The sequence below is a fragment of the Amycolatopsis sp. NPDC098790 genome, assembly GCF_044759945.1.
Lineage (GTDB): Bacteria > Actinomycetota > Actinomycetes > Mycobacteriales > Pseudonocardiaceae > Amycolatopsis.
Map to the genome: position 1 here is coordinate 1,346,248 of NZ_JBIWAI010000002.1, position 22,539 is coordinate 1,368,786.

The window sequence follows — 22,539 nt, forward strand, 5'->3', positions numbered from 1 at the left end:
TGGGTTGGCGGCGAACGCGGTTCGGGGGCCGGCCCGGCCACCTGACTCGGCTCGGTAGCCTCGCGCGCATGGTGGCAGAGCACGTGGTCGTGACCTCCACGACCGACTCGGAAACCGCGGCCCGCGACCTGGCCGCGAAGGTGATCGAAGAACGGCTGGGCGCCTGCGCGCAGGTCGTCGGCCCCGTGACCAGCGTCTACCGCTGGGACGGCGACATCCGAACCGACCAAGAATGGCGCGTCGAGATCAAAACGACCGCCGGTCGGGTACCCGCCCTGACCGAACGCATCGGCCAGCTGCACAGCTACGACCTGCCCGAGATCATCGCGACGCCGATCGTCGGGGGCAGCGCCGCGTATTTGTCCTGGCTCGGCACCGAAACCGCTGGCTAGATTCGGGGGCATGGAAGACCTTCGCCAGCGTTTCGACACCCTCACCACCGCCCACCTCGCCGACGCCTGCGTCCGCGCCGGCCTCCCCGTGCGCTGCGCCCCGGCGGGCACGCGCGCGGTCGTGCCCGGCGCCCGCATGGTCGGGCCCGCGGTCCCGGCCCGGCACGTCGGCAGCGTCGACGTCTTCCTGGAAGCCTTCGAGCAGGCCACCCCGGGCGGCGTCCTGGTCGTCGACAACGGCGGCCGCCTCGACGAAAGCTGCGTCGGCGACCTCGTCGTCCACGAGGCGCGCGCGGCCGGGCTCGCCGGCGTCGTCATCTGGGGCCTGCACCGCGACACCGCCGACGTCCGCGCGATCGGGCTGCCCGTGTTCAGCCTCGGGTCGATCCCCACCGGCCCGCTCAGCCTCGGCCCGCGCATCGACGGCGGCCTCGACGAAGCGATCGTCGGGACCTGGCGCATCGGGCCGCGGGACCTGGTCGCCGGCGACGACGACGGTGTCGTCTTCCTCCCGCTGGACCGCGCGAGCGAGCTCTTCACCCTCGCCGAGGGCATCCGCGACACCGAACGCCGCCAGGCCGACCGGATCCGGGGCGGCGAGCCCCTGCGGCAGCAGGTCCGCTTCGCCGACTTCCTCGCCGCGCGCGACGCGGATCCGGCCCTGACCTTCCGCGCGCACCTGCGGGCCGTCGGCGGTGCGATCGAGGAGTAACCCGGAAGTGTGATCTTCGCCCGAAGGGGGTATTCCGGCGCTGCGGCGGCGTGGGAGGCGGGATCATGAACACCCTCATCGACTTCGGCAGGGACATCGAGTACCACTTCGCCCGCGGCCTGCGGGCCTACCTCGGCCGGGTCGCCCGCGCCGTCGGCGTCGGGTTCGAGTCGTGTTCGCTCGACCTCGACGTGCCGACCTCCGGCTACGTCGCGCTCGACCGCGCCCTCCCGGACCTGCCGGGGCACGACCTGGCGCTGATCTGGGACGAGGTGCACGGCTGGTCGGCGGTCGTCGAGCACGCGCGCGGCGGCGCGCCGAAGGTGCTCGCCTACCTCGGCGGGACCGAGGTGCTGCCGTCGCCGCGCGCGGTCGCGCGGTTCCTCGACGTGCTGCGGCTCGCCGGCCCGCCCGCCGGCTCCTTCCGGCCACCGGTGTTCCGGGCGGCCGGGCGGCACGAGGACCTCGTCGACTGGCTGCCGGTCACCGGCCCGGAAGGTCTGTTGCGGCCGAGCTCGCCGGCTTGGTGACGCCTAGGATGGGCCCGGCAGCGATCCGTCCACCGAGGGAACCCCGTGACCAGCGCCGAACCCCGTCCCGTCCGCGTCCTCCTGGTGGAGGACCACGACATGGTGGCCGAAGCGCTGCAGCAGGCCCTCGACCGCGCCGACGGGATCACCGTCGTCGGCCGCGCCCGCTCCCGGACCGAAGCTGTCGCCGACACGCGTGAGCACGAGCCGGACGTCGTCCTGCTCGACCGGCGCCTCGCCGACGGTGACGCGCTCGGCGTCGTCGGGGAGCTGGGCGAGACCGGCGCGCGCGTGCTGGTGCTGACCGGGGACGCGACGCCGTTGGTCGCCGTGCAGGTGGCGAAGGCGGGCGGCGCGGGGCTCCTGCTGAAGTCGTCGCAGCTGGGCGTGCTGGAGTCGGCGGTGCGCGACGTCGCTGCCGGCGGCGTGGTCTTCGACCCCGAGCTGCTGCCCGACATCTTCGACCGGCTCACCGGCCGGACGCCCGCCCGCGGCGCGGAGCTGACCGCGCGGGAGCGCGAAACCCTCGACCTGCTCGCGGAAGGCGCCACGACCGAGGAGATCGGCGCGCGGCTCGGCATCTCCCGCAACACCACGCGCAACCACGTCCAGCGCGTGCTGGAGAAGCTCGGCGCGCGGTCGAAGCTCGAAGCGGTCGCCGTGGCCCGCCGGGAGGGCTTGATCGGCTGATGCACCTGCACCAGTGACGTGGCCGGGGTTTGCATCTCGTGCGCCCCGGTGCCGCCCGGCACGCTGGACGCCGTGGAGACCCCGGCGCCGCTGACCGCGGAGTGCGCCCTGACCGATCCGGTGGGCGGCCTGGCCGTCGTGCGCCGGTTCGCGCGGCTCACGCTGACGGCCTGGGCCTGCGACTCCGTCGTGGACGACGCGCTGCTGCTGCTCACCGAGCTCGCGACCAACGCCCTGCAGCACGGTACCGGCCGGCCGGTCCTGAGGCTGAGCGTCGGGGCCGGGCACGTGCGCATCGAGGTGTTCGACGACGACCCGGCGCCGCCCGTGCGGCGCGCCCCCGGCGCCGACGGCGGCTGGGGCCTGGCGCTCGTCGAGCGGCTTTCACTGGCTTGGGGAACCGCACGCCACGGCCTGGGAAAGGTGGTCTGGTGTGCGCTGTCCACGCGGTCGGCCGAGCTCGCCGGCTGACGCGCCGTGCCGGGCGGGCGGTCATCCGGCAGAGTTGCCCCATGGACGACGACGGGCGCGGCGACGACCTGGTGCGGCTGCTGGTGCGCAGCGTCCAGGACTACGCGATCCTCTTGCTCGACCCCCAGGGCCGGATCGCGAGCTGGAACGCGGGTGCGGAGCGGATCAAGGGCTGGACCGCGGGCGAGATCATCGGGCAGCACTTCTCGGTGTTCTACCCGCCGGAGGACGTGGCGGCGGGCAAGCCGGCGGGGGAGCTGGAAGCCGCGGCCCGGGACGGCCGGCTGGAGGACGAGGGGTGGCGGGTCCGCAAGGACGGCACCCGGTTCTGGGCGAACGTGGTGATCACGGCGTTGTTCGACGACCGGCACCGGCTGGAGGGGTTCGGGAAGGTCACCCGCGACATGACGGAACGTCGCGCGGCCGAGCAGGCCTTGCGCGAGAGCGAGGAGCGGTTCCGGCTCCTGGTGCAGAACGTGCAGGACTACGGGATCTTCATGCTCGACCGGGGCGGGCACATCTCGAGCTGGAACACCGGGGCCGAGCGGATCAAGGGCTGGACGGCGGAGGAGATCATCGGGCAGCACTTCTCGGCGTTCTACCCGCCGGAGGACGTCGCGGCCGGCAAGCCCGCGTGGGAGCTGGAGGTCGCGACCCAGGAGGGCCGGCTGGAGGACGAGGGGTGGCGGGTCCGCAAGGACGGCACCCGGTTCTGGGCGAACGTGGTGATCACGGCGTTGTTCGACGACCACCACCGGCTGCAGGGCTTCGGGAAGGTCACGCGTGACATGACCGAGCGCCGCAACGCCGAGCAGGCCCTGCGCGAACGCCGCCGGCTCGTCGGCCACCTCGTCGACGCCCAGGAGGTCGAACGGCGCCGGATCGCCTGGGACGTCCACGACGAGTCGATCCAGTCCATGGTCGCCGTCGGCATGCGCCTGCAGCTGCTCGCCTCCCGGCTGCCGGAGCCGCACGCGAGCGCCGTCACGGGCCTGGACGAGTCCGTGCAGGCCGCCATCGGCAGGCTGCGCGGCCTGGTGTCCCGGCTGCGGCCGCCGGAGCTGGACACCCACGGCCTGGTGGAGGCCGTGTCCGGGTACCTCGACGACGTCGCGGGCCGCTGGGGCCTGGCGCACTCGGTGCGGGACGACCTCACCGCCGAGCCGTCGCCGGAAGCCGCGATCACGGTGTACCGGATCTGCCAGGAAGCCCTCAGCAACGTCCACAAGCACGCCCGCGCCACCCGCGTCGACCTGTGGATGTCCACAGTGGACAACGGGACGCTCGTGCGGATCACCGACGACGGCGTCGGCATGGCCGCGGACGACGCCGCCGCGGGTCACTTCGGGATGGTTGAGATGTACGAACGGGCCGAAGCGGCGCACGGCTGGCTTTCGGTGACGAGCAACCCCGGCCGGGGGACCACCGTCGAGTTCTGGCTGCCGATGCTGCCCGACGTGCCGGGTTTGGAACCATGACCGAAGTGCGGGTGCTGATCTCCGACGACGACGAGATGATCCGGGCCGTCCTCAAGGAGGTCCTCGACTCCGAGGCCGACATCGCCGTGGTCGCGGTCGCCGAAGACGCCGACGAGGCGATCCGGCTCGCCGAGCACCACCGGCCCGCCGTCGCGGTCCTCGACGTCCGGATGCCGGGCGGCGGCGGGGCCAGGGCGGCGCGCGAGATCGCCCGGTGCAGCCCGGACACCGCCATCCTCGCCTTTTCCGCCTACGCCGACCGGGCCTCGATGGCGGGGCTGGCCGCGGCCGGCGTCACGGAGTACCTGGTGAAGGGCGTGCCGAACGCGAAGATCGTCGAGGCCGTCCGGCGGCTCGGACGGGCGTCGTGACCGGTCAGCCGACCGGCCGCGGGCTCATCACCCCGTAGAAGTCCATCGGCAGCGCGGTGAACAGCCGCCGCACCGCGCGCGAGCCGCCGGGGTCCACCGTGAGGCGCGCACCGGCGGCGTCGGCGAGGAGCTGGGCGCGCAGCAGCGAGTTCAGCCCGGCGACGGAGATGAACGTGACGCCGGAGAGTTCGACGACGACCTCCTCGACGTCGCCGCGGATGCGCGACCGCAGGAGCTCGTCGAGCCGGCGCGCGGTGCTCAGGTCGACCTCGCCGCTCACGCGGACGAGCACGGTGCGCGCGGTGGGGCACGAGACGCGCAGGGTCATGCGGCCGGCGTCGATCCGGCCGGGGGTGAGCTCGTGGTCGGCCGAGCGAGGTTCAGGAACCATCGCGGCACACCCTTTCGTCGGGCAGCGGGGGCGAGCCGGACGCAGGGGCCGAAAGGGTGCCGGTCGAGGCAGCCTGCCGGCCCGGGCGCGGAACGTCCGGCAGCGGCTGACGGCTCAACCGTGAGCCTTCATAGTAGTGCACATGCACTAGGTGGACCATCGGGGCGCACGTTGCCGACCGCAACGGGGGACAAGCGGGCCTCGAGCGGGCGCGCCGGGGGACCGGCGCCGGCGCCCTAGGCGGGAGCGGCGCTGGCGTGCTGGGTGGGACTCGCGCCGGCGTGCCGGGCGGGACTCGCGCTGGTGCTGGGCGGGACCGGCACCGGTGTGCCGGGGAGGACTCGCGCCGGCGTGCCGGAGCGGGATTCGTGCTGGCGTGCCGGGCGGGACCGGCTCCGGCGTGCCGGGTAGGACTCGCGCCGGCGTGCCGGGCGAGACTCGCGTTGGCGGCGCCAGGCGGCCCGGCGCCGGCGCCACAGGCGTGCCCGGCACCGGTGTACTAGACGGGACTGCGCCGGCGGCGCCAAGCGGGATCGGCACCGGCGCCCCGCGGCGGGCCAGACCGGCGGCGTGCCCGGCCCGGGGTCCGCTCGCGCCCGCAACGCGCCTCGCCCAAACGTCTTGAATGAGTCATTCAGGACCTCCCACGTCCTGAATGACTCATTCAAGACCTCTCGCCGGGACCCGGCTGGCGCTCCCCGGCCACGACCGCCACGCTGGCGGGCGAGGAAGGAGCGCGCATGCCCACCACCGTCGTCAACCTCAAGGGCCACCGCGACGACCCGGAGTACGCCGACGTCGTCTACGTCGGGCGGCCGATGCACCGGGGCGGCTGGCACCTCGCCGGGTCGGAGCTCGCCAGCCCGTTCCGGCCGGGCCCGGACGGCACCCGCGAGCAGGTCCTCGCCCAGTACCGCGAGCACCTGCTGGCCCGGCCGGACCTGCTCGCGCTCCTGCCGGACCTGCGCGGGAAGCGCCTCGGCTGCTGGTGCGTCCCCGAACTCTGCCACGCCCAGGTGATCGCCGAGATCGCGGATCACGGGCCGTAACGATTCACACCCCCTCCGCGAGTAACCTGGCGACAAGAGGGGGTGATCGTTGGTGTCCGCGCGACGGTACGGCGGCTTCGACCAAGCGGATCTTCCGGCGGCTCACCGGATCCGGTGGTGGGTCGCGGCGGTGACGGCGGGGCTCGTCGCGGCCGGCTTCGCCGTCGTGCCGTACCTGCCGTTCTTCCAGGGCTGGACCTTCGTCCGGGACCCGAAGGTCGCGAGCGTCATCACCTGGACCGTCCTGCAGACGTCCGTCGTGGTCATCGCCGCGGTGCTGACGCTCTACTTCATCGGCCGGGCGCGCCTCGAAGCCGCCGCCTTTCGCGCCAACCAGATCGACATCCGGCTCTTCGCCGACGAACGCCCCGAAGGCAGCCACGACCGGGAGATCGACTCCGCGGTCGAGCTGACCGCCGCGTTCAAGCGGATCCTCAACGACTCGCGGCTCTACACACCGACGCCGGTGCCGGGCGTCGGCGGGTCCTACGACTTCATCCAGATCGTCGAGCACGCCGGCGACGCCGCGGAAGGCTGGTGGAAGGCCGCGACCAAGCTGGTCCGGCTCGCCCAGCCGCCCGCCGCGTTCACCGTCACCGGCACCGTCCGGCCGGGCAACACCACCGGCCGCTACCAGCTCATCCTGGAACTCGTGCGCGTCCCGCGGTTCGCCGCCAGCCCGCTGGTGATCGAGGACGAGAACTGGCCGCGCGTGCTGCACCGCGCGGCCAACGCCGTTGCCGCGCTCGTCATCCCGCGCAGCGCCTACGTCCGCAGCAACATCCACTGGGCCGCCTGGCGGGGCGCGAAGATCCCGTACGAGCTGTTCGACGCCTACCAGCGCGCCAACCACTTCATCACCCACCGCCGCTACGACGAAGCCCTCGCCGAGTACTACCGCGCGGTGAGCCTCGACCCGTCGAACGTCTACATCAGACTCGAGATCGCCGCCCTGCAGGAGCAGCTCGACCTGCACCTCGACGCGCTCGCGACGTACGACGACGTGATCACCGTGTGCAGCCGGGGCCACCCGGCGCTCGCCCGCTGGTGGATCGGCCCGGACTTCGCGCGCCAGCCCCGGCACGCGGGCCGCGGGCGCGCCGTCGCGCTGCTGATCGCCCGCTACCGGCACGCGCTCGTCCTCGGCCACGGCGACTCCGTGGCCGGCTCGTGGTGGGTGCGGCGCACGACCGCGGGCGCGCCGGGCGACGCGCGGGCGTTGCGCCGGGCCGAGCTGCGGACGGCGCTGGAGCTGCGCTTCCGCCGTTACGTCGAGCTCGACGTGCGGGTGCGGCCGTACGCGATCCCGCCGGAGAAACGCCTGGAACTGCACCGCCGCGTGCTGAAGGCGCCGGTCGAGGAGATCGTCGTCCACGAGGCGACCCCGGAGCGGCTGGCCGAGTACAACCAGCGCGCCGCCGAGATGCGGTCGTACCTCGGCGCGCTGTCGCAGTACGAAATCGAACGGCTCATCGCGGACTACCGCCGGTTCGGCAGGCGCTGGCGCAGCAGCTGGCACCAGCTGACGAACCGCGCGCTCGACCTGTCCCTGGTCTGGTCCGTGGTGCGCCGCGCGATGGCCGACGTCGAGCCGGTGACCGGCGCGGTCCCCGTGCCCCAGCCCGCCTACCCGGCCAGCCGGGTGCGGCTGGCCGACGTCTGCCCGGACCGGCGCTGGCCGCCGGATCCCCGGGCCCTCGACGACACCGTCGAAGCCGCGGGACCTCGCAAGTCGTGGGAAGAGTGCTACAACGCGGCGAGCGTGTACGCCGTAGCGATGCTCGAAGTCGGCCCGCGCGGCGAACGCGACCTGCGCGACCGCGCGCGCAACCCGCGTCTGGTCGGCGAAGCGCGCGACGAAGTGGCCCGCCGCGCGGTCCGCGAGCTCTACCACGCGGCGACGATCAGCCACAGCGGCCGGCTGCCGGAGCGCCGCTCGTGGGTGATGGGGGAGGACCCCGACCTGGTCGCGCTACGCGGGCACGAGCTGTTCCGGGTCTTCGAGATGGTCACGTTCTCCCCGGACCGCGCCGCGCCGCTGCGGCCGCAACGCGCCCACGTCTGGGAGCAGGTCAGCTACGTCCGGCGGCTCGTCGGCGAGATCGCGGCGTGCCGCGCGCACTTCTGGCGCGCCAAGGCCGCCGACAATGGGCCGGACGACCGGACGCTCGACCGCTGGCGCTCGGCCGACCGCGACGCCTTCCGCAAGCTGGCCGAGCTCGCGACCGGCAAGCAGGACTGGTACACGCGCTACCAGGCGATCTGCGCGTTCCGCGCGTGGTCGGCCGACTCGGGCTACCCGGGCTCGATCGCGGGTTTCCCGTTGTACAGCGAAGAACGGCTGCACGCCCAGCTGCGCGGCGCGGCCGGCCGGGGCCGGAAGACGGGCCTGGACGCCGACATCGTCGTCCGCGAGTACGTCCGCCTGTGCGACCAGCGGCTCGACCAGCTGGCGACGGACATCGCGGAGCTGACCGAGCAGTCGCCGGTCACCGGTTTCGCGGCGTGCGCCGACCTGTGGACGGCACTGTCGGCGTGGTTCGACGACGACATCGCCGACGGCTCGTCGGCCGCCGAGCGGCGCGAGCGGTTCCGCAAGCTCGCCCGGCCCTAGGACCGCCGCGTGTAGCGGTGCTTCACCCCGACCGGGAAGTACTCGGGGTCGCCCGCCGGGCGGAGCACGACCTCCGGCCGCTGCCGCCCGGCCGGGACGTAGTGCGCGTACTCGCTGTTGAGCCGCCGCAGCTGGTCGCGGACCGCGTCGGCGATCGCGTCCGCGTCGGCCGTCGCGCCCGGGGCCGTCTCGACCGTGACGCGCAGCCGGCGGTCGCGGTCTTCGTCCTCGACCGACTCGATCACGAACTTGCCCGTGACCGTGTCGCTGATCCCCGGCTGCTCCAGCCCGACCGTCACGTTCTCCGGGTAGACGTTCGCGCCGAAGAACGACACGGTGAACAGCGACCGGCCGAACACGTACACGAACGGCAGCTCCGGCCCGGGCGGCGGCGTGAAACCGTGGCGGGCGCAGAGGTCCAGCAGCTCGGCGTGCGGCAGGACCCCGCCGTCGTCGGCGATGTGGTAGCGGATCAGCGGGATGCCGCCGTCGCCGGTGAAGACGAGCGTGCCGTCGTGCACCTCGAAGAAGCGGCTCGCCGGGTCGTACTGCACCAGCGTCGGGAGCCGGGCGTCCCCGAAGACCTCGCGCGCCAGTTCGGGGCGGTCGGCGAAGAAGCGGCGGATGCCCGCCGACAGCGGGGTTTCGGTGCCGAGCACCCCGGCGTCGGCCGTGCCGTACAGCGATGCGATGTCGCGCACCGGATCGGCCACCCCGGCCCGCCGGGCCACCAGCTCGCGCCACTGCTCGCTGAAGACTTCGCCGGCCAGCACGAGCTTGATCGCGTATGCGGGCCAGTCGACGCCCTCGGCGAGACCGGTGTCGACGACGTCCTTGACGAACGGCGGGTAGCCCAGCAGCACGACCTGCTCGAAGTGCGGCGCGAGTTCGGGGAGCACGCGCAGGATCTCGGCCTTGTTGTTGCCCGGCGCCACGACGGTGATCGGGCAGCCCTTGGCCGCGAGGTGGCGCACGCACGCCGTGGTGAAGAGGCCGCCGACCCAGGTGCCGAGCGGGAAGCAGACGACGGCGAGGGTGCGGCGCCGGTCGGCTTCGAAGGCGTCCACCAGCACGGTTTCGAACCGGCGGGCGACGTGCAGCTCGTCTTCGAGGGCCCGCGGCCAGATCGTCGGCCGGCCGCTGGAGCCGGAGGAGACGGCGATCATGTCGAGCCCGTCGAAGGTGCCGCCGCGGCACAGTTCGGGGAGCGGGTACTTCCGGTGGTAGCCGTCCTTGTCGAGCAGCGGCAGCTTTCGGAAGTCCGCCATGGTCTCGACATCGCCCGGCGTGACGCCGTGTTCGCCGAGGAACTTCCGGTACGCGGGCACGGTTTCCGCGGTACGGCGGAAGAGGTCCAGGACGTGGGTTTCCGAGGGTGGTCCGGGCGGGCCGAAGAAGGTGTCGAACGCCTGCCGCACGCGGGTCTGCCGGCCGAGGTCCATGATCGGAGCATAGCGGGGGGCACGTGTCATGATGGGCGGCGTGAGCACGTCCGCGGAGCAGCAGCCCGCCGGCTCGCCGTTGACCCTCTACCTGGTCAAACGGCTCGAGCTGGCGATCAGGGCCCTGCTCGACGACGCGCTCCGCCCGGTCGGGCTCACGACGTTGCAGTACACGGCCCTGACGGTGCTGGAGGCCAGCGGCGCGCTGTCGTCGGCGCAGCTGGCCCGACGCTCGTTCCTGCGCCCGCAGACGATGCACGAAATGGTGCTGGCGCTGGAGAAGCGCGGCCTGATCGCGCGGACGCCCAAGCCGGGCAACCGCCGCGTCCTGCTGGCCGGCCTGACGGACGCGGGCCGCGCGCTGCTGGCGGGCTGCGCCCCGGCGGTCGCGGAGGTGGAGGGCGCGTTGCTGGCGGACCTCAGCCCGGGCCAGCGCGCGACGTTCCGCGAGGGGCTCCAGCACGGGGTGCTCACGCTGGGTGCGTTGTCGTCGCAACGGCGCTCGCAGGAAAGCTGATTTTCACTGGCCCCGCAGCTGGTGTACCGGTCTCGGCCAGGTGGCGGATTTACTCAGGCTTGCTGACGAAAAGTGCTAGTCCGGTCGAGTGGTAGCGCCAGGTGGCGCGTTGCCGGGGTGTGGGGAAGACCGTTGAGGGGTACGTCCCAGACCTGCTTTCCGCATCCGGAGGTACGCCGACCGTGACCAGGGCTCGCGAAAGGGGTGGCATGAGAACCGCCGCCCGGCGCGCACTGGTGGTCGCCGCGGCGGCGGCGGGCTTGTGGCTGGTGTCCTGGTTGTTGTCGGGGCACGCCGAGGCCGCCGGACGGGATCCGTTGGGTGCTTTCGTGGCGGGGGCGTTGGGGGAGCCGCCATCCGGTGGCGGCGCTTTGGTGCCGTCGGTGACGGAGCCGGTTGCGCGTGCGGCCGAGCCGGTGGCGCGCTCAGTTCGCGCCGCGGAGGGCGAGGTCAAGCCGGTGGCGCGGGCTGTCGAGCCGGTGACCGAGCCGGTTTCCCGGGTGGTGCGCGCTGCCGCGCCGGTGACCGAGCCGGTTTCCCAAGTGGTGCAGGCGACCGGCCCCGTGGTTGAGCCGGTGTCAGATGTGGTGCGCGCCGCCGTGCCGGTGGTCGAGCCCGTGGTGCGTTCCGTTGAGCCGGTCCTTGAGCCGGTGTCGCGGGTCGTGGGTGCGGCGGCTCCCGTGGCCGAGCCGGTTTCGCGAGTGGTGCAGGCGACCGGTCCCGTACTCGAACCGGTGTCGAGCGTGGTGCGCGCCGCCGCGCCAGTCGTCGAGCCCGTGGTGCGTTCCGTGGAGCCGGTTCTCGAGCCGGTGTCGCGGGTCGTGCGGGCGGCCGGCCCCGTGCTCGAGCCGGTGTCGGATGTCGTGCGCGCCGCCGTGCCGGTGGTGAAGCCGGTTCTCCAGCCGGTCTCCCAGGTCATCCGCGCCGCCGCGCCCGTGGTCGAGCCGATTCTCGAACCCGTCTCGGACGTCGTCCGCGCGGCGGCCCCCGTGATCGACCCGGTCGTGCAAGCTGTCGCACCAGTGGTCAACCCGGTCGTGCGAGCCGTCGCGCCGGTGGTCGAACCGGTCGTGCAAACCGTCAACCCGGTCGTCGAGCCAATCACCGATACCGCCGTCGATCCCGTGGTCGAACCCGGCGATGATCTCGTCGCCGACCCGCCCACCAGGTTGCCGTCCACCAATCTGCACTTCGCCCAGGCATTCCGAACGAAGATCCCGGAAGCAAACCCCCAGCCGACCGCGGCCGCCCTCACCGAACGACGGACCACCGCCCCATCAACCACCCGGGCCGGAGACTGCCCCCAGCCCGCCGCGAAGGCGAAGGTCACCGCGGGCCACACCGCCGCGTCGCATCCCGATCGCGCGCCCGGCCATGCCCCGGCGCCGCGGGAGCCCGCTGCTCCCGCCGATGCCGCCTGCGGGACCGGCCCCACCATCCCGCCCGCCTTCCTCACCCCCGACCACGGCCCCGGCGCGACCCGGGCGTTCACGCGGTCGCACGGGGACTTCGTGCCGCTCTGGCGGCCCTGCGAACCGGGCACCGGCCCCGGCTGAGCCCCCTCCCGATCGATCTCGCCGTCGCGTGCGCGGCGCGTTCCGCGCTGCCCGCGACCCGCCACAACCACAACCCACGCGTGAAGAGGGGCGTAATGGAAGCGAATGTGTTCGATCTCGGGAAAGTGCGAAGAGACGCGGTGGTCACCATCCGCCTGGACGCGATGGCCAATGTCAGGCTCCTGACGGAGGTCAACTTCCAGGCCTACCGGCGCCGGCAGTACTACCGGATGCACGGCGGGGTGGCCACCGCACCGATGTTCAAGATCCACATCCCGGCCAACGCGCACTGGTTCCTCGTGCTCGACGTCGAAGGGCTGGAGAACCTGCCGCTGCGGCCCCGGGTGAGCGTCGAACCGGAGCCCGCCGTCATGGCTCGTGGACGCACCGGCCCCCGGTGAACGTCATCGCGACCCTCGCGGCCCCGATCTCGCGGTCGGGGCCCGCGAAGGGATCGCGGTCGAGCACCACCAGGTCGGCGCGGTGCCCGGGGCGGATCACGCCCGTGTCGTCGAGGTGGTTGACGTAGGCCGAACCCGCTGTGTAGGCGGTGATCGCCTCGGCCAGGCCGATCCGCTGGCCCGGTAGGAACGCGGGGACGTCCTCGCCGTACGGGATCCGGTTGACCGCGACGTGGATGCCCTGCAGCGGGTCGGGGCTGCTCACCGGCCAGTCGCTGCCGGCGGCCAGGGTGGCCCCGGCCCGCAGCAGGGCGCCGAACGGGTACTGCCACGCCGCCCGTTCGGCGCCGAGGAAGGGGATGGTCAGCTCGTCCATCTGAGGCTCGTGCACGGCCCACAACGGCTGGATCGTCGCGGTCGCGCCGAGCCGCCCGAACCGCGGGACGTCGTCGGGGTGCACCACCTGCAGGTGCGCGAGGTGGTGGCGCCGGCCGGTGCCGTTCGCCGCGCGGGCGGCTTCGACGGCGTCGAGCGCGTCGCGTACCGCGCGGTCGCCGAGCGCGTGGAAGTGCACCTGGAAACCGTGCGCGTCCAGGAGCGTCACGTACTCGCGCAACGCCACCGCGTCGACGAAGCTCAGTCCACTGTGGCCGGTGCACAGGTAGGGGCCGAGCAGCGCCGCGGTGTGGTTCTCGGCGACGCCGTCCAACATGATCTTGACGGTTTCGGCGCGGAACCCGCTGCGGCGCAACGACTCCCGGCGTTCCACGAGTTCCGGGAGCTGCTCGGCGCCGCGGTCGCGGTCCCACCAGAGCGCGCCGGTGACCCGGGCGGTCAGCAGGCCGCGTTCCGACGCGGTCGCGTACGCACGCGACGGGTCCGGCATGCCGCCGTACTCGCCGAGGAGCGCGTCCTGCCAGGCGGTGACGCCGAGCGAGTGCAGCAGCCGCTGCGCGCGCAGCAGGCCGGACAGCTCGTCGACCTCGGTGACCGGCGGCAGCAGCCGCGTGACGAGGTCCATCGCGCCCTCCTGCAGGACGCCGGTGGGGCCGTCGGCGTCGCGCTCGATGCGGCCGTCCGGCGGGTCGGGCGTGTCCGCGGTGATGCCGGCGCGGGCGAGCGCGGCGCTGTTCAGCCAGGCGCCGTGGTGGTCGCGGTTGACCAGGACGACCGGCCGGTCCGCGACGACGGCGTCGAGCAGCCCGCGGTGGGGGAGCCCACCCGCGAAGGTGTCGAGCGACCAGCCGCTGCCGGTGAGCCACTCGAGCCGCGGGTTGGCCCTGGCGTACGCGGCGACGGCGTCGAGGCAGCTCACGACGCTGGTCGCGCCGGTGAGGTCGCACTTGCCGAGTTCGACGCCGCCGCCGACGGCGTGGATGTGCGCGTCCTGGAAGCCGGGCAGGAGCAGCCGACCGCCCAGGTCGACGACCTCGGTGTGCGGGCCGATCAGCGGGGTGGGGTCGGCGCCGACGGCGGTGATCCGGTCGCCGCGGACGGCCGCGAACCCGGCCCGGCCGCCGGGCGTGAGCACGGGGCCGCGGGTGAAGACGAGGTCGGCGTGCATACCCCCGATCTTCCCGCATCGACGGGCCGTCCCGGGGTACCCGGCCGGGATGCAGACGTTCCTGCCGTTCGCCGACTTCACCGAGAGCGCCCGCGCGCTCGACCGCCGCCGCCTGGGCAAGCAGCGCGTGGAGACGCTCCAGGTGCTGCGCGCGCTGATCATCCCGGGCTACGGCTGGCGCCACCACCCGGCGGCGAAGATGTGGACCGGCTACGAGGAGGCGCTGACGCGCTACGGCCTCGAGGTGTGCGCGGTGTGGTGCGAACTGGGCGCGGCGGACACGTGCGCGGTGAAGCTGACCGACGAGTTCACGGTCGCGATCGGGCGCTCGGCGGTCCGCACGCAGGCCGAGCTGGCGGGCGCGGGGGAGGTCCCGCCATGGCTGGGGGACGAAGCCCTGCACCTCAGCCACCGGTCCGCGCTGGTGCGGAAGGACCCGGAGCACTACGCGGACCGGTTCCCGGGTGTGCCGGACGATCTGCCGTACGTCTGGCCGGCGTCGGATCGGCCGCCGCGCGCGGCCTGACTCGTGCGGCCGCGAACCCGGCGGCCCTGCCCCGGCCGGTTCGCCCGCGGGCCCGCCGCACCGCTGCTCACCGACCACCGGCCCGCGCAGCTCGGCCCCCGGCCCTGGCACCGCGCACTCGTCTGACCCGCCCGCTGGCTCCCGAAAGGTCTTGAATGAGTCATTCAGGACCTCCGGCGCCCTGAATGACTCATTCAAGACGTTTGAGGGCGGAGTGGCCGTCCTGAATCGAGTCGCCTGAGCCGCGGCGCGGGAGATCGTCGGCCACGGACCGCCGCTCGCTGGCCACCGGCATCGCCGCCTGCCGGCCGCCGGCCACGGACTGCCGCCCGCCGGCCACCGGCCACCGGCACCGCCGCCTGCAGGCCGCCGGCCACGGACCGCCGCCCGTCGGCCACCGGCACCGCCGACCACCGGCACCGCCAGCCACCGGCCGCCAGCCACCGGCCGCCGCTCGTCGGCCACCGGCACCGCCGCCTGCGGGCCGCCAACCACCGGCCGCCAGCCACCGGCCGCCGCTCGCCGGCCACCGGCACCGCCGGCCACCGGCACCTCCACCCGCAGGCCGCCACCCGCGAGCCTGCGGCCCGCGCCGCGAGCCGCCGCCATCGAGTCCGACCTCGGCCGAAATCCGCACCGGACCTGCGCCTCAACTGGTCCGTCACCCCTCAACCACACCGACCAACGGCGGATTTACAACGTTGTACCAACGATGTAAAAGTTATCCCCGCACGAGCCCACCAGCCCGTGAAAGGGGCCACCGATGTCCGCCCGAGAACTCACCCGCCGGGACCTGATCCGGCTCGCCGGCGGGACCGCCGCAGCCGTCGCCGCCGCGCTCTGGCTGCCCGGGACCGCCGCCGCCGCGGGGACCTTCAGCCCGATCCGGCCGCCCGCCACCCCGCTCGTCGTCCGCTCGCCCTACCTCTCCACCTGGCAGCCCGCCGACAACCTCGCCGGCAGCTGGTCGAGCTTCTGGACCGGGCACATCACCGCCCTCTGCGGCCTCGCCCGCATCGACGGCGCCGCCTACGTCTTCGCCGGTCAGCCCGCCCTGCCGAGCGGGCCCACCCTCACGCCGATGACGCAGGTCAGCCTGCAGGTCACCGGCACGCGCTCGACCTACGTCCTCACCGGCGGCGGCGTGAACCTCACCGTCACGTTCTTCTCGCCCGTCGACCCGGCGAACCTGCAGCGCCAGTGCGTCCCCTTCGGCTACGTCACCCTTCAGGCCGCCAGCGCCGACGGCCGCGCGCACGCCGTCGACCTGCACTTCGACACCTCCGCCGAGTGGGTGCACGGCAACACCTCGACCCCGGTCACCTGGACCCAGCAGCAAGCGGGCGGCTACACCCTCCTCAGCTGCACCCCGGCGAGCCCGGGCGTCCTGCAGGAGAACGGCGACCAGGCGAGCTGGGGCTCGCTCGTGCTGGCCGCGCCGACGTCCGGGACCAGCTGGCAGATCGGGCAGGACACCGTCGTGCGCGCCGCCTCGGCGGGCCAAGGCGCCCTCAACAACAGCAGCGACACCGCCCAGCCGCGCGCGATCAACGACCGCTGGCCGGTGCTCGCCTTCAACAAGAACCTCGGCACCATCCCGGCCGGCGGCACCTCGACGCCGTTCACGCTTTCGATCGGCCACGTCCGCACGCCCGCCGTCCGCTACCTCGGCACGCCGCTGAACCCCTGGTGGACGCACTACTGGGGCAGCTGGCAGGACATGGCCGTCTGGTTCGGCAACGACTACGCGAGCGCGCTGTCCGCCGCGACCGCGCTGGACCAGCGCCTGCACGACGACGCCGTCGCCGCGGCCGGCGGCGGTACCACCGGCGAGCACTACGCCGGGATCTGCGCGCTCGCGCTGCGCCAGGCCTTCGGCGGCACCGAGCTCGTCGACCGCGGCGGCGCGCCGTGGGGCTTCCTCAAGGAGATCTCCTCCAACGGCAACATGTCCACAGTGGACGTCACCTACCCGGCGTTCCCCGCCTACCTCTACCTTTCCCCGGCGTACCTGCGGCTGATCCTGGAGCCGCTGCTCGACTACGCCGAGCGGGGCGGCTGGCCGATGCAGTTCGCCGAGCACGACCTCGGCACCCACTACCCGGACGCGACCGGGCACAACGACGGCAACGAGGAGAGCATGCCGGTCGAGGAGTCGGCCAACATGCTGATCATGGCCGCCGCCCTGGTGCAGCGGCTGCCGTCGGCGGACGCCGTCGCCTTCGCGAACACCCACTACCGGATCCTGCGGCAATGGGCCGAATACCTGGTCGGGAACACCCTCGACCCCGGCTTCCAGAACCAGACCGACGACTTCACCGGCTTCATCGCGCACAGCGCCAACCTCGCGCTGAAGGGCATCATCGGCGTCGGCGCGATGGGGATCATCGCCGCCGCGGTCGGCAACACCGCCGACGTCCAGCGCTACCGCTCGACGTCCCGCAGCTACATCAGCCAGTGGGTCACCCTCGCCCAGGACACGTCGAACCAGCACCTCAAGCTCGCCTACGACCAGCCCGGCACGTGGAACCTGAAGTACAACGGCTTCGCCGACCGCGTGCTCGGCCTCGACCTGGTCCCGCTCGGCGTCGCCGCCCAGGAAGCGGCCTGGTACCAGGGCCGCGTCGGCGCCCACGGCGTCCTGCTCGACCCGCGCAACAACTACACGAAGGCCGACTGGGAACTTTGGACCGCGGCCTGGCTGACCGACCAGCCGAACATCCGCACGTCGCTGGTCGAAGGCGTGTACAGCTACGCGAACGTGACGCCGCAGCGGGTGCCGTTCAGCGACTGGTACGTCGTCGCCGACGCCACCCAGCGCGGCTTCCAGGCCCGCCCGGTCGCCGGCGGCTACCTGGCCCTGCTGACGCGCCCGGCCGCGTCGACCACCGTCTGGCGCAAGCTGCAGAACCAGCGCTCGGGCAAGGTGCTCGCCGTGTCGAACATGTCGCTGGCCGACACCGCGGAAGTCACGCAGTGGTCGGACAACGGCTCGGCCGACCACCTCTGGGCGGTGGCCGACAACGGCGACGGCACGGTCCGGATCGTCAACCGCAACAGCGGGAAGGTCCTCGCGGTGCACGACCAGAGCCTCGACAACGGCGCCCACGTCCAGCAGTTCCAGGACAACGGCACCCCCGACCACAACTGGCGGATCGTCGACGCGGGCGGCGGCTGGTCGAAGCTCGTCAACGTCCGCAGCGGGAAGGTGCTGGCCGTCGACCAGCAGTCCACGGCGGACGGCGCGCAGGTGACCCAGTGGGACGACAACGGGACACCGGACCACCTGTGGCGGTTCGTCTGACGTCGTTTGCAAGACTGGCGCCGTGTGCGCCGACCCCCTCCGCCGGTTCCTCGACGAACGGGACCCGCCGACCCCGTGCCTCGTCGTCGACACCGACGGCGTCGCGGCCCGGGCGCGCGAGGTCCGCTCGGCGTTCCCGGGCGCGCTGATCCGGTACGCCGTCAAGGCCAACCCGGCGCCGCCGGTGCTCGACGCGCTGGTGGCGGCCGGGATCGGCTTCGACGTCGCCGGGCCCGCCGAACTCGCCCTCTGCATCGAGCGCGGCGCGGACCCGGCGGACCTCGCCTACGGGAACCCGATCAAGAAACCCCGGGACATCGCGGACGCCTTCGACCGCGGCGTCCGCGAGTTCACCTCGGACGCGGCCGCCGACGTCGACCACCTGGCCGAGCACGCGCCGGGCTCGGCCGTGTCGATCCGCGTGGTGCTCGACGCGCCGGACTCGGTGACGCCGTTCGGCCGGAAGTTCGGCTGCGAGCCGGCCGAAGCCCTCGACCTCGTGCTGCGCGCGGCCGCGCGGGGGCTGCGGCCCGGGATCGCCTTCCACGTCGGGTCACAACAGCCGGACGCCGGCGCCTGGGAGATCGGGATCGCCACGGCGGCGAAGCTGTTCGCCGAGGCCGCGGCGCAGGGCGTCGCCATGACGCGGCTCAACCTCGGCGGCGGTTTCGCGACCACCCACCGGACCGCGGTGCCCACCCTCGACGCGTACGCGGCGACGATCGCGTCCGCCCTCGACACGCACTTCCCCGGGGAGCGGCCCGAGCTGATGCTGGAGCCGGGCCGGGTGCTCGTCGCCGACGCGGGCCTGCTGCGGACCGAGGTCGTGCTGGTCGCGTGGCGCGGCGAACGGCGCTGGGTCTACCTCGACATCGGGCGCTACAACGGGCTCGCCGAGGCCGAGAACGAGGCCATCGCCTACCGGTTCGAGCCGGTGGCGGCACAAGAAGGGCCGAGCGGGCCGGTGGTGCTCGCCGGACCGACCTGCGACGGCGACGACGTCCTCTACCAGCGGACGCCGTACGAGCTGCCGCTGTCCCTGCGCACCGGCGACCGGCTCGACGTGCCGGGCACCGGCGCCTACACCGCGAGCTACGCGTCGGTCGGGTTCAACGGGATCGAGCCGCTGCGCACCCACTGCGTCGGGCGGTGGGGCGATGCCTGAGATCGGCCGGTTCACCGGGCGCCACGTGCTCGCCGAGCTGCACGGCGTCGACCCGGACCTGCTCAACGACGCCGCGCGCCTCGGCGAACTGCTGCGGGCGGCGGTGACGGAGGCGGGCGCGACGGTCGTCGACGTCGTGGCCAAGCGGTTCGTGCCGCAGGGCGCCACGGTGATCGCGCTGCTCGCCGAGTCGCACGCGTCCGTGCACACCTACCCCGAGCACGGCTCGCTGTTCGCCGACGTGTTCACCTGCGGCTCGCGCGCCGACCCCGAGCACGCGCTGCGGTTGCTGGCGAAGGCGCTGGACGCCGCTTCGGTCCACCTGTCCGTCCTGCACCGGGGAGAACGCTGATGCCCACGATCCACGAACCGGTCGGCGCCGGCCTCACCCGCGTGTGGGAGGTCGGCGACGTGCGCTTCCACGCGCGCACGCCGTACCAGGAAGTGCTGATCGGGAAGACCGCGCAGGGGATTTCGCTGTTCTGCGACGGCGAACGGCAGAGCACCGAAGCCAGCCAGCTCGTCTACCACGAGGCGCTGATGGTGCCGGCCCTGCTGCTGGCCGAGCGGGTGCGGCGGGTGCTGATCATCGGGTCGAGCGAAGGCGTCGCTTCCGAACTGGCGGTTTCGGCCGGGGCCACGCTCGTCGACCACGTCGACATCGACGAGCAGGCCGTGCGGGCCTGCGCCGAGCACCTGCCCTACGGCTACACGACCGCGGACCTCGCCCGCGGCGGCGGGCCGGTCCGGGTGTCCTATGAGGACGGCTGGGCGTTCCTGGCCGCGGCCGAGGAGCGCGGCGACGCCTACGACGTCGTCGTGATCGACCTGCCGGACGAGAACACCGACCCGGACGCGCAGCACAACCGCTTGTACGGCACGGACTTCCTCGGCCGGTGCGCCCGCGTCCTGGCGCCCGGCGGGGTGGTGACGTGTCAGGCGGGCTGCCCGACGCTGTGGCGCAACGAAACGCTGCTCGCATCGTGGCGCCGGTTCCGCGAGGTGTTCGGGACGGTGCTGTACTTCGGGTCCGACGAGCACGAGTGGGCGTTCCTCACCGGCCGCGCCGACGTCGTCGACGACCCGGGTGCCCTGGTGGCCCGTCGGTTCGCGGAGCGGGGGAGCGGCGCGGCCACGCTGGACGCCGAAGCGCTGCGCGGCGGGACGACCCCGCCGTATTCGCTCCGGCACGCCAGTGGTCCGGACCAGCGCTGACCGTTGATTGTCCGACGCAATCAAGTATTCGAGCGATAAAAAACGGGAAATGGATTTCCCGCACTCCGCGTTGTCGTGTTACTCCGTTCAGTGGCCGTCGAAAAGGTTGCGCTCGCGCTACGATCCGTTCCGCGCGCGATCATCGTGATCAAAAGGCACCGTGGCCCATTTGGAGGAGCGTCATGCTCGGTATGTTGGTCGTAGCCGGAATGGTTCTGTCCGCCCTCGCCGCACCCGTCGATTCCGCGGCGACGTCGGCTCCGACCGAAAAGATCACGCTCGACGTCAAGACCATCAACGGGTCGGGCTGCCCGGCGGGCACGGCCGCGGCGACCGCCGACGTCGCGTCCGACAACACGTCGTTCACGGTGCACTACACGAACTTCACCGCCAAGGCCGGAGGTGGCGCGTCCGCGCTCGACGCCAGGAAGAACTGCCAGATCAACGTGCTCGTCCATGTCCCGCAAGGGTTCACGTACGCGATCGCCGAGGCCGAATACCGCGGTTTCGCGCACATCGAGAGCGGGGCGAGCGCGCTCGAGCAGGCCAACTACTACTTCACGGGCACCGCGCCGACGGCCCGGGTGCGCCACACCTACCCGGGCCCGTTCCACGGCGTGTGGCGCGCGACGGACACCACCGACGTGGCGGCGCTCGTGTTCGCCCCGTGCGGTGAGGACCGCAACCTGAACATCAATGCGGAACTGCGCGCGGACGCGGGCAGTTCCGGTGGGACGAGTTACATCGAAATGGATTCCGAACACGCGAGCGTGGACACGATTTACCACTTCGCGTGGAATACCTGCTGAATTCCGCGAAATGGCCCGCTCACCGGTACTGCCCGGTGAACGGGCCGCTTCGCGCTAGACGTGGGTGACCAGGAGTGTCACTCCCGCTTCGCCGCCGCAATCGACGAAGACCGGTCCGACGCCGTTGCCGATGTGCTGCGCCACGGTCGCCTTGGCGACGAAGTGCTCCGGGCCCGCGTCGAGGATGCGGATGTTCTCCAGTGCCGGGCGGTCCGGGAAGCCGCCGAGGACGGACTTGAGCCCCGTGCCGCCGCCGCAGTCGCCGGTGATGGTCACTTCCTGGCCGCGGTGGGTGGTCGGATTCGGCGTCACCTCGACGGTGGCGCGAGCGCCCTGGGGTGGCTGTGCGGTCATGGTCCCCTCCGTGGTCCCCGATTCGGCCGACGCGCCGCCGGCGATCCCGATGCTCACCGCCGTGACGAGCCCCGCCGCGGCGGCCAGCCCGGTCACCGCGCGAGTGGTCCTGCTGCGCATGGTGTTCTCCTCCCTGGATCCGGGGTTCGCCGGATCTGCTTCGTCAGTCGCCGCGGGGCGGGCCCGAGGTTCTCGGCGAAGGGGAGTGAGACGTGGATCACACGGAGGTCAACGGAGAGTCTACAAAGGACGGACGCGGGTCGCGCCGCCCGCGGCCGGCAGCTCGGCCGGTTCGCCCTGCGCGGCCGGAGTCAGCGTGCATCGTCGCTCGAACCGCTCCATCAGGACGGTAGCGATCAGGAGGGCCACTGGGGTGCTCACCGCGATCCACATGCCAGAACACCTACCCAGCCACGCTCGAGCTGAATCGCCGGAATGACGGCGGAGAAGCCTTTCCCGGCCCGGGAATCCGGGCCTGGCCTGGGCGAAGCCGGTCAGGTCACCGGTTGGTCTCGATCCGCCGCCGACAGCCGGGCGATCACCTGCAGCAAGCCGGCCCGGAACGCGTCGTCCTCGCCGAGGTCCCCGAGCACCGCGGGTTCGGCCCGCACCGCCTGTTCGTGGACCGCCCGCCCCCGGGGCGTCAGCTGGGTGACGTGCCGCCGGGCGTCCGCGGGGTCCGGCGTCCGCGTGACGAACCCCGCCTTGGCCAGCCGGTCGAGGGTGCGGCTGATCGTCTGGTCCGTGACCTGGCAGCGCTGGGCCAGCGTCCGCTGGGGGAGCGGCCCGTCGCGCAGGGTGTGCAGCGCGATCAGCCCCGCGTGGGTGAGTCCCATGCCGTCGAGCACCGCCGCCCAGCGGTGTTCCACCAGGCGCGCCGCCACGGCGAGCAGCCGGCCCGTCGGCCACGTGCTCAGGTCGGGTTCGGGGGTTGTGCTCACCGTCACTCCGGGTCCGTCGTGCAGAATGTTCAGCTTGCTGAACAATT

Annotated in this window: 24 protein-coding genes; 18 read left to right on the forward strand and 6 right to left on the reverse strand. The window is 73.0% G+C overall.

The features are described from left to right. Window positions 1-68 precede the first annotated feature (68 nt). The 7 genes from cutA (at window position 69) to ACIQWX_RS19995 (ending at window position 4,644) form a co-directional block, all read left to right on the forward strand. Window positions 69-392 (forward strand): divalent-cation tolerance protein CutA, encoded by a 324-nt coding sequence (gene cutA / locus ACIQWX_RS19965; protein ID WP_400872774.1) that lies wholly within the window; start codon window positions 69-71, stop codon window positions 390-392. A gap of 10 nt (window positions 393-402) precedes the next feature. Further along, window positions 403-1,104 (forward strand): RraA family protein, encoded by a 702-nt coding sequence (locus ACIQWX_RS19970; RefSeq protein WP_400872776.1) that lies wholly within the window; start codon window positions 403-405, stop codon window positions 1,102-1,104. A gap of 65 nt (window positions 1,105-1,169) precedes the next feature. Further along, a complete protein-coding gene (locus tag ACIQWX_RS19975) occupies window positions 1,170-1,634 on the forward strand; it encodes a DUF6292 family protein (protein WP_400872777.1) in 465 nt (154 codons plus the stop codon). A 45-nt stretch (window positions 1,635-1,679) separates the two neighbouring features. Continuing rightward, a complete protein-coding gene (locus tag ACIQWX_RS19980; protein WP_400872780.1) occupies window positions 1,680-2,324 on the forward strand; it encodes a response regulator transcription factor in 645 nt (214 codons plus the stop codon). A gap of 72 nt (window positions 2,325-2,396) precedes the next feature. Then, window positions 2,397-2,795, forward strand: a complete 399-nt coding sequence (locus ACIQWX_RS19985) for an ATP-binding protein (RefSeq protein WP_400872782.1) — start codon at window positions 2,397-2,399, stop codon at window positions 2,793-2,795. A 41-nt stretch (window positions 2,796-2,836) separates the two neighbouring features. Further along, window positions 2,837-4,273, forward strand: coding sequence for a PAS domain S-box protein (locus tag ACIQWX_RS19990; RefSeq protein ID WP_400872784.1), 1,437 nt, complete (start codon window positions 2,837-2,839; stop codon window positions 4,271-4,273). Continuing rightward, window positions 4,270-4,644 carry a response regulator transcription factor gene (locus ACIQWX_RS19995; RefSeq protein ID WP_372665439.1) on the forward strand — a complete coding sequence of 125 codons (375 nt, stop codon included), beginning with the start codon at window positions 4,270-4,272 and terminating at the stop codon, window positions 4,642-4,644. Before ACIQWX_RS19990 ends, ACIQWX_RS19995 begins: the two co-directional genes overlap by 4 nt. Window positions 4,645-4,648: 4 nt before the next feature. Here ACIQWX_RS19995 and ACIQWX_RS20000 read toward each other — a convergent pair whose 3' ends face one another. Further along, window positions 4,649-5,035, reverse strand: coding sequence for an STAS domain-containing protein (locus ACIQWX_RS20000; protein WP_400872786.1), 387 nt, complete (start codon window positions 5,033-5,035; stop codon window positions 4,649-4,651). A gap of 740 nt (window positions 5,036-5,775) precedes the next feature. Between ACIQWX_RS20000 and ACIQWX_RS20005 the strand changes: the two genes are divergently transcribed. Both ACIQWX_RS20005 and ACIQWX_RS20010 read left to right on the forward strand, forming a co-directional pair. Further along, window positions 5,776-6,084 carry a DUF4326 domain-containing protein gene (locus tag ACIQWX_RS20005; RefSeq protein ID WP_400872789.1) on the forward strand — a complete coding sequence of 103 codons (309 nt, stop codon included), beginning with the start codon at window positions 5,776-5,778 and terminating at the stop codon, window positions 6,082-6,084. Between the two features lie 52 nt (window positions 6,085-6,136). Beyond that, on the forward strand, window positions 6,137-8,698 hold the full coding sequence (locus ACIQWX_RS20010; RefSeq protein ID WP_400872792.1) for a hypothetical protein: 2,562 nt from the start codon (window positions 6,137-6,139) through the stop codon (window positions 8,696-8,698). On the opposite strand, the gene ACIQWX_RS20015 is transcribed toward ACIQWX_RS20010, so the two are convergent. Beyond that, on the reverse strand, window positions 8,695-10,140 hold the full coding sequence (locus tag ACIQWX_RS20015) for a phenylacetate--CoA ligase family protein (protein WP_400872795.1): 1,446 nt from the start codon (window positions 10,138-10,140) through the stop codon (window positions 8,695-8,697). The genes ACIQWX_RS20010 and ACIQWX_RS20015 overlap by 4 nt on opposite strands. A 28-nt stretch (window positions 10,141-10,168) precedes the next feature. On the opposite strand from ACIQWX_RS20015, the gene ACIQWX_RS20020 reads away from it, so the two are divergent. From ACIQWX_RS20020 to ACIQWX_RS20030, 3 genes are all read left to right on the forward strand, one after another. Beyond that, window positions 10,169-10,657, forward strand: coding sequence for a MarR family winged helix-turn-helix transcriptional regulator (locus ACIQWX_RS20020; RefSeq protein WP_400872798.1), 489 nt, complete (start codon window positions 10,169-10,171; stop codon window positions 10,655-10,657). A gap of 182 nt (window positions 10,658-10,839) precedes the next feature. Beyond that, complete coding sequence (locus ACIQWX_RS20025; RefSeq protein WP_400872801.1) at window positions 10,840-12,213, forward strand: hypothetical protein; 1,374 nt, start codon at window positions 10,840-10,842, stop codon at window positions 12,211-12,213. A 95-nt stretch (window positions 12,214-12,308) separates the two neighbouring features. Then, window positions 12,309-12,614, forward strand: coding sequence for a DUF1883 domain-containing protein (locus ACIQWX_RS20030; protein WP_086685181.1), 306 nt, complete (start codon window positions 12,309-12,311; stop codon window positions 12,612-12,614). On the opposite strand, the gene ACIQWX_RS20035 is transcribed toward ACIQWX_RS20030, so the two are convergent. Next, entirely contained in the window at window positions 12,583-14,178 is a 1,596-nt protein-coding gene (locus ACIQWX_RS20035; protein ID WP_400872804.1) for an amidohydrolase, read from the reverse strand. The genes ACIQWX_RS20030 and ACIQWX_RS20035 overlap by 32 nt on opposite strands. A gap of 49 nt (window positions 14,179-14,227) precedes the next feature. Here ACIQWX_RS20035 and ACIQWX_RS20040 point away from each other — a divergent pair, with 49 nt between their 5' ends. From ACIQWX_RS20040 to ACIQWX_RS20065, 6 genes are all read left to right on the forward strand, one after another. Further along, on the forward strand, window positions 14,228-14,704 hold the full coding sequence (locus ACIQWX_RS20040) for an MSMEG_6728 family protein (protein ID WP_400872807.1): 477 nt from the start codon (window positions 14,228-14,230) through the stop codon (window positions 14,702-14,704). Window positions 14,705-15,467: 763 nt separating this feature from the next. Beyond that, entirely contained in the window at window positions 15,468-18,008 is a 2,541-nt protein-coding gene (locus ACIQWX_RS20045; RefSeq protein WP_400872810.1) for a glutaminase domain-containing protein, read from the forward strand. Window positions 18,009-18,030: 22 nt separating this feature from the next. Further along, complete coding sequence (locus tag ACIQWX_RS20050; RefSeq protein WP_400872813.1) at window positions 18,031-19,173, forward strand: type III PLP-dependent enzyme; 1,143 nt, start codon at window positions 18,031-18,033, stop codon at window positions 19,171-19,173. After that, on the forward strand, window positions 19,166-19,525 hold the full coding sequence (speD, locus tag ACIQWX_RS20055; protein ID WP_400872816.1) for an adenosylmethionine decarboxylase: 360 nt from the start codon (window positions 19,166-19,168) through the stop codon (window positions 19,523-19,525). The genes ACIQWX_RS20050 and speD overlap by 8 nt, the downstream gene beginning before the upstream one ends. After that, window positions 19,525-20,388: a spermidine synthase gene (locus ACIQWX_RS20060; RefSeq protein WP_400872819.1), complete on the forward strand. Its 864-nt coding sequence runs from the start codon at window positions 19,525-19,527 to the stop codon at window positions 20,386-20,388. The genes speD and ACIQWX_RS20060 overlap by 1 nt, the downstream gene beginning before the upstream one ends. Window positions 20,389-20,570: 182 nt before the next feature. Continuing rightward, window positions 20,571-21,197, forward strand: a complete 627-nt coding sequence (locus tag ACIQWX_RS20065; RefSeq protein WP_400872822.1) for a DUF4360 domain-containing protein — start codon at window positions 20,571-20,573, stop codon at window positions 21,195-21,197. A gap of 54 nt (window positions 21,198-21,251) precedes the next feature. Here ACIQWX_RS20065 and ACIQWX_RS20070 read toward each other — a convergent pair whose 3' ends face one another. The 3 genes from ACIQWX_RS20070 to ACIQWX_RS20080 all read right to left on the reverse strand — a co-directional run bounded on the left by ACIQWX_RS20070 (window position 21,252) and on the right by ACIQWX_RS20080 (window position 22,498). Then, window positions 21,252-21,671, reverse strand: coding sequence for a hypothetical protein (locus ACIQWX_RS20070; RefSeq protein WP_400872825.1), 420 nt, complete (start codon window positions 21,669-21,671; stop codon window positions 21,252-21,254). 120 nt (window positions 21,672-21,791) lie between these two features. Next, the gene (locus ACIQWX_RS20075; RefSeq protein WP_400872828.1) at window positions 21,792-21,932 is read right to left on the reverse strand and encodes a hypothetical protein; all 141 of its coding nucleotides are present in this window, start codon (window positions 21,930-21,932) and stop codon (window positions 21,792-21,794) included. Window positions 21,933-22,045: 113 nt separating this feature from the next. Further along, entirely contained in the window at window positions 22,046-22,498 is a 453-nt protein-coding gene (locus ACIQWX_RS20080) for a MarR family winged helix-turn-helix transcriptional regulator (RefSeq protein WP_400872831.1), read from the reverse strand. Between the last annotated feature and the right edge of the window lie 41 nt (window positions 22,499-22,539).

Coding starts and splice junctions, on each gene's coding strand:
- cutA (WP_400872774.1), top strand. CDS start 69: ATGGTGGCAGAGCACGTGGTCGTGACCTCCACGACCGACTCGGAAACC.
- ACIQWX_RS19970 (WP_400872776.1), top strand. CDS start 403: ATGGAAGACCTTCGCCAGCGTTTCGACACCCTCACCACCGCCCACCTC.
- ACIQWX_RS19975 (WP_400872777.1), top strand. CDS start 1,170: ATGAACACCCTCATCGACTTCGGCAGGGACATCGAGTACCACTTCGCC.
- ACIQWX_RS19990 (WP_400872784.1), top strand. CDS start 2,837: ATGGACGACGACGGGCGCGGCGACGACCTGGTGCGGCTGCTGGTGCGC.
- ACIQWX_RS19995 (WP_372665439.1), top strand. CDS start 4,270: ATGACCGAAGTGCGGGTGCTGATCTCCGACGACGACGAGATGATCCGG.
- ACIQWX_RS20000 (WP_400872786.1), bottom strand. CDS start 5,035: ATGGTTCCTGAACCTCGCTCGGCCGACCACGAGCTCACCCCCGGCCGG.
- ACIQWX_RS20005 (WP_400872789.1), top strand. CDS start 5,776: ATGCCCACCACCGTCGTCAACCTCAAGGGCCACCGCGACGACCCGGAG.
- ACIQWX_RS20015 (WP_400872795.1), bottom strand. CDS start 10,140: ATGGACCTCGGCCGGCAGACCCGCGTGCGGCAGGCGTTCGACACCTTC.
- ACIQWX_RS20020 (WP_400872798.1), top strand. CDS start 10,169: ATGATGGGCGGCGTGAGCACGTCCGCGGAGCAGCAGCCCGCCGGCTCG.
- ACIQWX_RS20030 (WP_086685181.1), top strand. CDS start 12,309: ATGGAAGCGAATGTGTTCGATCTCGGGAAAGTGCGAAGAGACGCGGTG.
- ACIQWX_RS20035 (WP_400872804.1), bottom strand. CDS start 14,178: ATGCACGCCGACCTCGTCTTCACCCGCGGCCCCGTGCTCACGCCCGGC.
- ACIQWX_RS20040 (WP_400872807.1), top strand. CDS start 14,228: ATGCAGACGTTCCTGCCGTTCGCCGACTTCACCGAGAGCGCCCGCGCG.
- ACIQWX_RS20045 (WP_400872810.1), top strand. CDS start 15,468: ATGTCCGCCCGAGAACTCACCCGCCGGGACCTGATCCGGCTCGCCGGC.
- speD (WP_400872816.1), top strand. CDS start 19,166: ATGCCTGAGATCGGCCGGTTCACCGGGCGCCACGTGCTCGCCGAGCTG.
- ACIQWX_RS20060 (WP_400872819.1), top strand. CDS start 19,525: ATGCCCACGATCCACGAACCGGTCGGCGCCGGCCTCACCCGCGTGTGG.
- ACIQWX_RS20065 (WP_400872822.1), top strand. CDS start 20,571: ATGCTCGGTATGTTGGTCGTAGCCGGAATGGTTCTGTCCGCCCTCGCC.
- ACIQWX_RS20070 (WP_400872825.1), bottom strand. CDS start 21,671: ATGCGCAGCAGGACCACTCGCGCGGTGACCGGGCTGGCCGCCGCGGCG.